Genomic DNA, 7,347 nt, shown 5'->3' on the forward strand with positions numbered 1-7,347 from the left:
ATTCTGGTCGCTCAGGAACAGTTCGGAGCGGCCCGCGCGCACCGCGTCTTCGGCCTCGCGGCGGACGCGGGCGATCGCTTCGCGCAGCGTTGCAGCGTCGCCGCCGGCGGCGAAGGTGCAGTCGATGTCGGCGACCGCATCGCCGAAATAGGCGCGGAGGCGATCCCAGTCGTCGCCGACGAGCACCGGGGAATCGATGACGAGCACATGGTCGCTCTGCCCGCGCTCGTCGAGGATGTTGGCGAGGTTGGCGAAGCGCGTCTTCAGACTCATCACATGGCGTTCGCGCAAGCTGTCGATCGGCGGGTTGGTGACCTGGCTGAAATTCTGGCGGAAGAATTGCGCGACGTGGCGCGGCTTGTCGGAGATGACCGCGAGCGGGGTGTCGTCGCCCATCGAGCCGATCGCTTCCTTCGCATCCTCGACCATCGGGGAGAGGATCAGTTCCATATCCTCCATGGTGAGGCCCGCGGCGACCTGGCGGCGGAGCAATTCGCCGCGTTCGAAGGCCGGCAGGCTCGACTTGCCGCCCTTGGGCAGGTCGGCCATCGTGCGGAAGCCCTTGACGCGCGACGCATAGTCGGCGGCGTCGGCGATCTTGTCCTTGATCGCGAGATCTTCGTAGAGGGTGCCATCGTCGAGATCGACCGCGATCATCTGGCCGGGGCCGAGGCGGCCCTTCTTGCGCACGCTCGCTTCGGGCAGCAGCACCATCCCGCTCTCCGAACCGACGACGAGCAGATTGTCGGCGGTGAGTGTGTAGCGGAGCGGACGCAGCGCGTTGCGGTCCATGCCGGCGACCGCCCAGCGGCCATCGGTCATCGCGAGCGCTGCGGGGCCGTCCCACGGCTCCATCACGCTCGCGAGGTACGAGTACATCGCGCGGTGGTTGTCGGGGACGTCGCATTCGGTCGTCCACGCCTCGGGGACGAGGATCAGCTTCGCGGTCGGCGCATCGCGGCCGGCGCGGCACAGCGCCTCGAACACCGCATCGAGCGCGGCGGTGTCCGATGCGCCCGCCGGGATCACCGGCTTGATGTCTTCGCTATGCTCGCCGAAGGCGAGGCTCGCCATCTTGATCTCGTGGCTCTTCATCCAGTTCTTGTTGCCGCGGATCGTGTTGATCTCGCCATTGTGCGCGAGGCAGCGGAACGGCTGCGCGAGCCACCATTGCGGGAAGGTGTTGGTCGAATAACGCTGGTGGAAGATCGCGACGCGGCTTTCGAACAATTTGTTCGTGAGGTCGGGGAAGAAGTCGGCGAGGCTCTCGGCAAGGAAGAGGCCCTTGTAGATGATCGAGCGCGCCGACAGGCTGCAGATATAGAAGTCGGCGATCTGCGCCGCGATCACCTTCTTCTCGATGCGGCGGCGGACGAGATAGAGCTGCTTTTCGAACTCGGCGACCGATTGCTCGTCGGGCAGGGGCCCGGCGATCATGATCTGCTCGATCTCGGGGCGCGTGCGCTGCGCCTTGTCGCCGATCACCGACACGTCGACCGGGACCTGGCGCCAGCCATAGATGGTGAAGCCCGCTTCGATGATCTCGGCCTCGACGATCGTTCGGCATTCTTCCTGCGCGCCGAGGTCGGTGCGCGGCAGGAAGACCATGCCGACCGCGAGGCGGTTCGGGCGCACCTTGTGCCCCGACGCCGCGATCGCATCGTCGAAGAAGCGGACGGGCAGGTCGACATGGATGCCCGCCCCATCCCCGGTCTTGCCGTCGGCGTCGACCGCGCCGCGGTGCCATACGGCGCGCAACGCCTCGATCGCCGCCTCGACGACGCGGCGCGACGCCTTGCCGTCGGTCGCCGCGACCATGCCGACGCCGCAGGCATCGGATTCCATGTCGGGGCGATACATGCCTTCGGCTTCGAGCCGCGCGTGATCGGGGGTGGGGTAATGGGTCATCATCTTCGTCCTGGCGGGTTGAGGGCCTAGTTGTTGGGCAGCTTCGAACGCTTGCGCGTCCTGGTGATCGCTTGCTCGCGCGCTTCGGCGGCGGCGACTGCAGCGGCTTCGGATGCCGACTCCAGCTGCTCGACGTGCGCCCGGTCAGCAGCAGACCAGTTGTCCCGGTTCTCTTCGGGTTCTTCGATCGCTACCGCGACTGCTTCGTCGGCGGCGGCATCGGCGGCCGCGGCGGCGGCATCTGCGGCATCGGCCGCGGCATCGACGGCATAGTCGTCCGCGGGCGCTGCGGCATCGACGGCGACCACGTCGCTCGCTTCAACCGCATCGCTCGCTTCGACCGTGTCGGTGTTCCACATGTCGCGCTGGTCCTTCAGCACCTTCACGTCCACCTTCATCAGCTTGGCGAGCGAAGCGAGTTCCTTGTCGCTGAAGTCCGAAAGCTGCTTTTCCTTCGGCAGATCCTTCATGTCCTTTTCGATCTCGGGCGCGCGGTCGACGAACTTGGTGACCAGCGGCGGAATCGCCTTGATGACCGACAGCATCACTTCGGGATCGGCCTGCATCGCCATCCATTCATTGGCGTAGACCGTGCCGGTGGGCGTCGCGAGGAAGCCGTTGAGATCGGTGAGCTGTGCCGCGGTGAACTTGCGCGCATAGGCTTTCGACATGCCTTCGCGCATCGGCGGTTCCATATCGCCCAGCACTTCGCTGATCAGCGGCTTCACGACCTTGGTGATCTGATCTTCGCGCTCCTTGCGGTGCGGGTCGAACATGTCGGCGATCTTGGCCTTGGTTGCGTCGTCGAGCGCTGCGATCTTTTCGCTTTCGACGCCGGTCTGGATCGAGAGCATCAGGTCCGACTGGCCGCCGAACTCGCCCATCAGCGTCTTGAACATCTTGCCGTAAAGATTGTCCATCATCTTCTCGAGGCTGCCGCTCGGGATCAGCTGGCCCATCGTCTTTTGCGCGAGCGCGAGGCGTGCGGGTTCGATCGGCGGCAGGTCGCTCGTGTCGAACATCTTTTCGATCAGCGCGACCGCTTCGTCCATCTCGCGCTCGAACTTCGCCTTCGCCTGCGCAGCGGTCTCTTCGCTGTCGGCTTCGACCGCCACGTCGCTTTCGGTTTCCGGGGCCGGCACGACAACCTCCGCGACCGGCGCTTCCTTCGGTGCAGCCCAGGCATTCGTCCCCAGCGGCAGCATCGCGATCGTCCCGGCGAGCAGGATCGATTTGAAGGTGGGCATCATGATTTTTCCTTTATTGTTGATCATGCTGCCCTCTTTTCGCTTTTCGCTTTCGCTTTCAACCACTTTGCCATCTGGTCGCTGACATCGCGGCCGTCGCGGATGCCCCAGACGACGAGGCTGGCGCCGCGCACGATGTCGCCAGCCGCGAAAACGCCGGGCAAGCTGGTCATCATCGTCTGGTGATCGACGCGCAAAGTACCCCAGCGCGTCACCGACAGGTCGGGCGACCCGAACAGGTGCGGCAGTTCTTCGGGGTCGAAACCCAGGGCCTTGATCACCATGTCGGCGGGAACGTCGAACTTGCGGCCCGGATCGACCTCGGGGCTGCGGCGCCCGCTCGCATCGGGGGCGCCGAGGCGCATGCCCGCGACCGCGACTTCCTTGACATGCTTGTCGGCGGTGAAGCTTTCGGGCGCCGAAAGCCAGACGAACTCGACGCCCTCTTCCTCGGCATTGGCGACCTCGCGCTGCGAGCCCGGCATATTCTCGCGGTCGCGGCGATAGAGGCATTTGACCGATTTGGCACCCTGCCGCACCGCGGTGCGGACGCAGTCCATCGCGGTGTCGCCGCCGCCGATCACGACGACATGCTTGTCCCTGGCATCGAGGCGGCCGTCGTCGAACGCCGGAACCGCGTCGCCGAAGCTCTTGCGGTTCGACGCGATCAGATAGTCGAGTGCGGCGATCACCCCGTCGGCACCATTGCCGGGGACATTGATCTCGCGCGCCTTATAGACACCGGTCGCGATCAGGATTGCGTCATGCTTCTGGCGGAGTGCATCGAGCGTCGCGTCCTCGCCGACGGCAAAGCCGAGGTGGAAGTGGATACCGCCTTCGACCAGACGGTCGACGCGGCGCATCACGACATCCTTCTCCAGCTTGAAGCCGGGGATGCCATAGGTCAGCAGGCCGCCGGCGCGGTCGTGCCGGTCGTAGACATGGACCTCGTGTCCCGCGGCGCGCAGATATTCGGCCGCGGTCAACCCGGCGGGGCCGGCGCCGATGACGCCGACCGACTGGCCGGTCGCGGCACCGACATGCAGCGCTTCGACCCAGCCTTCGGCCCAGGCGGTGTCGGTGATATATTTTTCGACGCTGCCGATCGTCACCGCGCCATGGCCCGAAAATTCGATCACGCAATTGCCTTCGCACAGGCGATCCTGCGGGCAGATGCGGCCGCAGATCTCGGGCATAGTCGAGGTCGCGTTCGAAAGCTCATAGGCTTCGCGCAGGCGGCCCTCGGCGGTCAGGCGCAGCCAGTCGGGAATATGATTGTGGAGCGGGCAATGCACCGAACAATAAGGCACGCCGCATTGCGAGCAGCGCGCCGCCTGCGCGTCGGCGTCGGGCGCGGCGTAGCGCTCGGCGATTTCGTGAAAGTCGCGGGCGCGCTCTTCGGCAGAGCGCTTGTCCGGATAGGATTGTTCACGCCCCACAAACTGGAGCATGCGTTCGGAAGCCATGCAGTATCCCCTTCGTTGGAGGGGCAAATGGCATGGCTCGAAAAGCCCTGTCACGGGCGAATATCGAGTTAGGGCAGAATTGCTAACCTAAAATGGATGCTGAATCTGCATCAAAATAGGTATGCGCAATTATCTTTCGTCAATTAATACCATTTCGGCCCTATCTCATGCCGAGCCAGATCAGGGCGGCAACGCCGGCGATGATCCGGTACCAAGCGAAGGGTGCAAAGCCGTAGCGCGTGACGACGGCGAGGAAGGCCTTGATCACCGCCCAGGCGACAACGAACGAAACGAGCGAGCCGACCGCGATGAGGCCGAGGTCGTTCGAGGTGATCGCGTCGCGGTGCTTGAACAGCTGAAGCACCGTCGCGCCGGTCAGCGTCGGGAGGGCGAGGAAGAAGCTGAATTCGGCCGCGGTCTTGCGGTCGACCCCGAACGACATCGCGCCGAGGATCGTTGCGCCCGAACGGCTGACGCCCGGGATCATCGCGATGCACTGGACGAGCCCGACGAGGATCGATTGCCGCGTCGACACATTCGCGACGCCGCCGACGTCTTTCGTCCTGGCGAAGCGCTCGACGAGCAGGATCGCAAAGCCGCCGATGATCAGCGCCCACGCGACGACGACGGCGTTTTCGAGCAGCAGTTCGATATAATCGCCAAAGGCGAGGCCGAGGATGACCGCCGGAAAGAAGGCGAGAGCCAAGTTCCGCACGAACGCGATCGCAACCGGGTCGCGGCGGAAAAAGCCGGTAAACATGTCCCAGAACAGCTTCCGGTACAGCACGACGATCGCGAGGATCGCGCCCGGCTGGATCGCGATGTTGAAGACCGCCCAGCGCGCGGCGTCATAGCCGAGCAGTTCGGTTGCGAGGATGAGGTGGCCCGTCGAGGAGACGGGCAAAAACTCGGTCAGACCCTCGACGATGCCGAGGATGACTGCGGTCAGCCAGATAGACATTATCGCGAAGCGAGTTCGGCGAAGCGGCCGTTGCGGCGATACTGGACGAGCCAGCCGTCGGCGACCGAGGCGAGCGAGGTCGGCGCGATACCCAGCTGGGTAAGGCCCGCGGCGCTGTCCGCCACGACGTTGTCGTGCTGGAGCATCAGCCACTGGTCCTTGGTGATCGGCGCGCCGGGGGCCCAGCCGAAGCCGGTCGCAAGCGCCGAGGCGACGAAATCGGGCACATCGACGAACAGCGGCGAACGGCCGGTCGCATCGGCGATCCAGCGCAGGAGCTCGCCCATCGTCAGCACTTGCGGCCCGCCAAGCTCGAATGTCTTGCCCGCGGCATCGCGACCGAGTGCTGCGACGACGGCGTCGGCGACGTCGCCGACATAGGCGGGCTGGAATTTCGCGCCGGGCGCGATCACGGGAACGACCGGCGTCATGCGCATCATCGTGGCGAAGCGGTTGATGAAATGGTCCTCGCGCCCGAACAGGATCGAGGGGCGCAGGATCGCGGCATCGGCAAAGCTCGCGCGCACCGCCGCTTCACCGTCGCCCTTGCTGCGGCCATAGGCCGAGGCGCTCGCAGGATCGGCGCCGATCGCCGAGACATGGACGAGCGCGCCGACGCCGGCCGCCTTCGCAGCTGTTGCGACATGGCCCGCCCCGTCGGCCTGCATATCGCCGAACGCACCGGCAAGGTTGATGACGGCGTCGCTGCCCTGCACCGCGCGCGCGACGCTGGCGGCGTCGCGGACATCGCATGCCACGAACTGTGTCTGGCCAAGCCCGCCGAGCGGCTTGAGGAAGGTCGCGGCGCGCGGCTCGCGCTGAGCGATGCGGACACGCGCACCGCGTGCGAGCAGGCGCTGCACGACATAGCGGCCGAGGAAGCCGCCGCCTCCCAGCACCGTGATCAATTGTCCGTTGAGGTTCGTCATCGCGTCCGCCTGTATGTGATTCTTTGCCGGCGCAGGGCGCGCCGTACTGCTTCCCCATGCCGCGAAGCGGGAAGGGGAGCAAGGGGCGAAGGCGGGTTCCCGACGCAAAACCCCCGGCTTTGCGATAAAATGCGCATTCGCCCCCGCACCGCGGTTGACAAGCCGACCACCCCGCCGCTAAGCGCCCGCTCCTACCCCGTGCCCAGATGGCGGAATTGGTAGACGCACCAGCTTCAGGTGCTGGCGATCGCAAGGTCGTGGAGGTTCGAGTCCTCTTCTGGGCACCATTTGTTCTTCCGGGGGCGTCCGAGTACGTCTGAAAAACGGGAGATTTCAGCCATTTTTTGTGCTATGACCGTCCGGTCAAATCCGGGCGAATACGGCACCAATCGGGAACAAAGAGGGTATCCTGGAGGGTATCGTTCCGCCCCTTTTCGAAGGGCGATACCCTCATGAACCGACTCTTTGCGACCACCGTCGCCAACGCCAAGTCGCGTGATCGCGATTACAAATTGACCGATGGCGACGGCCTCTTCCTGCTAGTCCGGCCGAACGGTAGCAAGCTCTGGCGCATGAACTACAAATACCTGGGCCGGTACCGGACGCTGTCGTTCGGAGCCTGGCCAGAAGTGAGCCTCGCCGACGCGCGCGGAAAGCGCGAGGACGCCCGCCGCCAGATTGCAGCGGGCCTTGACCCCTCCCACGAGCGCAAGTTGGAACAGGCCCGTGCTGTGATCTCGGAGGACAATAATTTCAGGTTGGTCGCCGAGGAGTGGGTCGAGAAGAACGAGCGCGAAGGCATGGCGGAAATCACGCTCAGCAAGATTCGCTGGCTT

6 protein-coding genes and 1 tRNA gene are annotated in these 7,347 nt (G+C 65.1%); 2 read left to right on the top strand and 5 right to left on the bottom strand.

Annotated features, from left to right (window positions below):
- The 5 genes from VGD20_RS09120 to VGD20_RS09140 all read right to left on the bottom strand — a co-directional run.
- Positions 1 to 1,911, bottom strand: a 1,911-nt coding sequence (locus VGD20_RS09120) for a glutamate synthase central domain-containing protein (protein WP_331134138.1), incomplete at its 3' end; no start/stop codon positions are given.
- A 23-nt stretch (positions 1,912 to 1,934) separates the two neighbouring features.
- Positions 1,935 to 3,158 carry a DUF2059 domain-containing protein gene (locus tag VGD20_RS09125; RefSeq protein ID WP_331134139.1) on the bottom strand — a complete coding sequence of 408 codons (1,224 nt, stop codon included), beginning with the start codon at positions 3,156 to 3,158 and terminating at the stop codon, positions 1,935 to 1,937.
- Between the two features lie 20 nt (positions 3,159 to 3,178).
- A complete protein-coding gene (locus tag VGD20_RS09130; protein ID WP_331134140.1) occupies positions 3,179 to 4,621 on the bottom strand; it encodes an NAD(P)-dependent oxidoreductase in 1,443 nt (480 codons plus the stop codon).
- Positions 4,622 to 4,781: 160 nt separating this feature from the next.
- Positions 4,782 to 5,582 carry an undecaprenyl-diphosphate phosphatase gene (locus VGD20_RS09135; RefSeq protein ID WP_331134141.1) on the bottom strand — a complete coding sequence of 267 codons (801 nt, stop codon included), beginning with the start codon at positions 5,580 to 5,582 and terminating at the stop codon, positions 4,782 to 4,784.
- A complete protein-coding gene (locus VGD20_RS09140; protein WP_331134142.1) occupies positions 5,582 to 6,511 on the bottom strand; it encodes a complex I NDUFA9 subunit family protein in 930 nt (309 codons plus the stop codon). Before VGD20_RS09140 ends, VGD20_RS09135 begins: the two co-directional genes overlap by 1 nt.
- A gap of 200 nt (positions 6,512 to 6,711) precedes the next feature.
- On the opposite strand from VGD20_RS09140, the gene VGD20_RS09145 reads away from it, so the two are divergent.
- Together VGD20_RS09145 and VGD20_RS09150 are read left to right on the top strand one after the other, a co-directional pair.
- A tRNA-Leu gene (locus tag VGD20_RS09145) sits at positions 6,712 to 6,798 on the top strand.
- Between the two features lie 165 nt (positions 6,799 to 6,963).
- Positions 6,964 to 7,347 (top strand): Arm DNA-binding domain-containing protein (locus VGD20_RS09150; RefSeq protein WP_331134143.1); only part of this gene is annotated, 384 nt, incomplete at its 3' end.

It is taken from the genome of Sphingopyxis sp. (assembly GCF_036402335.1).
GTDB lineage: Bacteria > Pseudomonadota > Alphaproteobacteria > Sphingomonadales > Sphingomonadaceae > Sphingopyxis.

Excerpts from the sequence above, each read along its gene's own strand:
- VGD20_RS09125 (WP_331134139.1), bottom strand. The coding sequence starts at position 3,158 with ATGATGCCCACCTTCAAATCGATCCTGCTCGCCGGGACGATCGCGATG.
- VGD20_RS09130 (WP_331134140.1), bottom strand. The coding sequence starts at position 4,621 with ATGGCTTCCGAACGCATGCTCCAGTTTGTGGGGCGTGAACAATCCTAT.
- VGD20_RS09135 (WP_331134141.1), bottom strand. The coding sequence starts at position 5,582 with ATGTCTATCTGGCTGACCGCAGTCATCCTCGGCATCGTCGAGGGTCTG.
- VGD20_RS09140 (WP_331134142.1), bottom strand. The coding sequence starts at position 6,511 with ATGACGAACCTCAACGGACAATTGATCACGGTGCTGGGAGGCGGCGGC.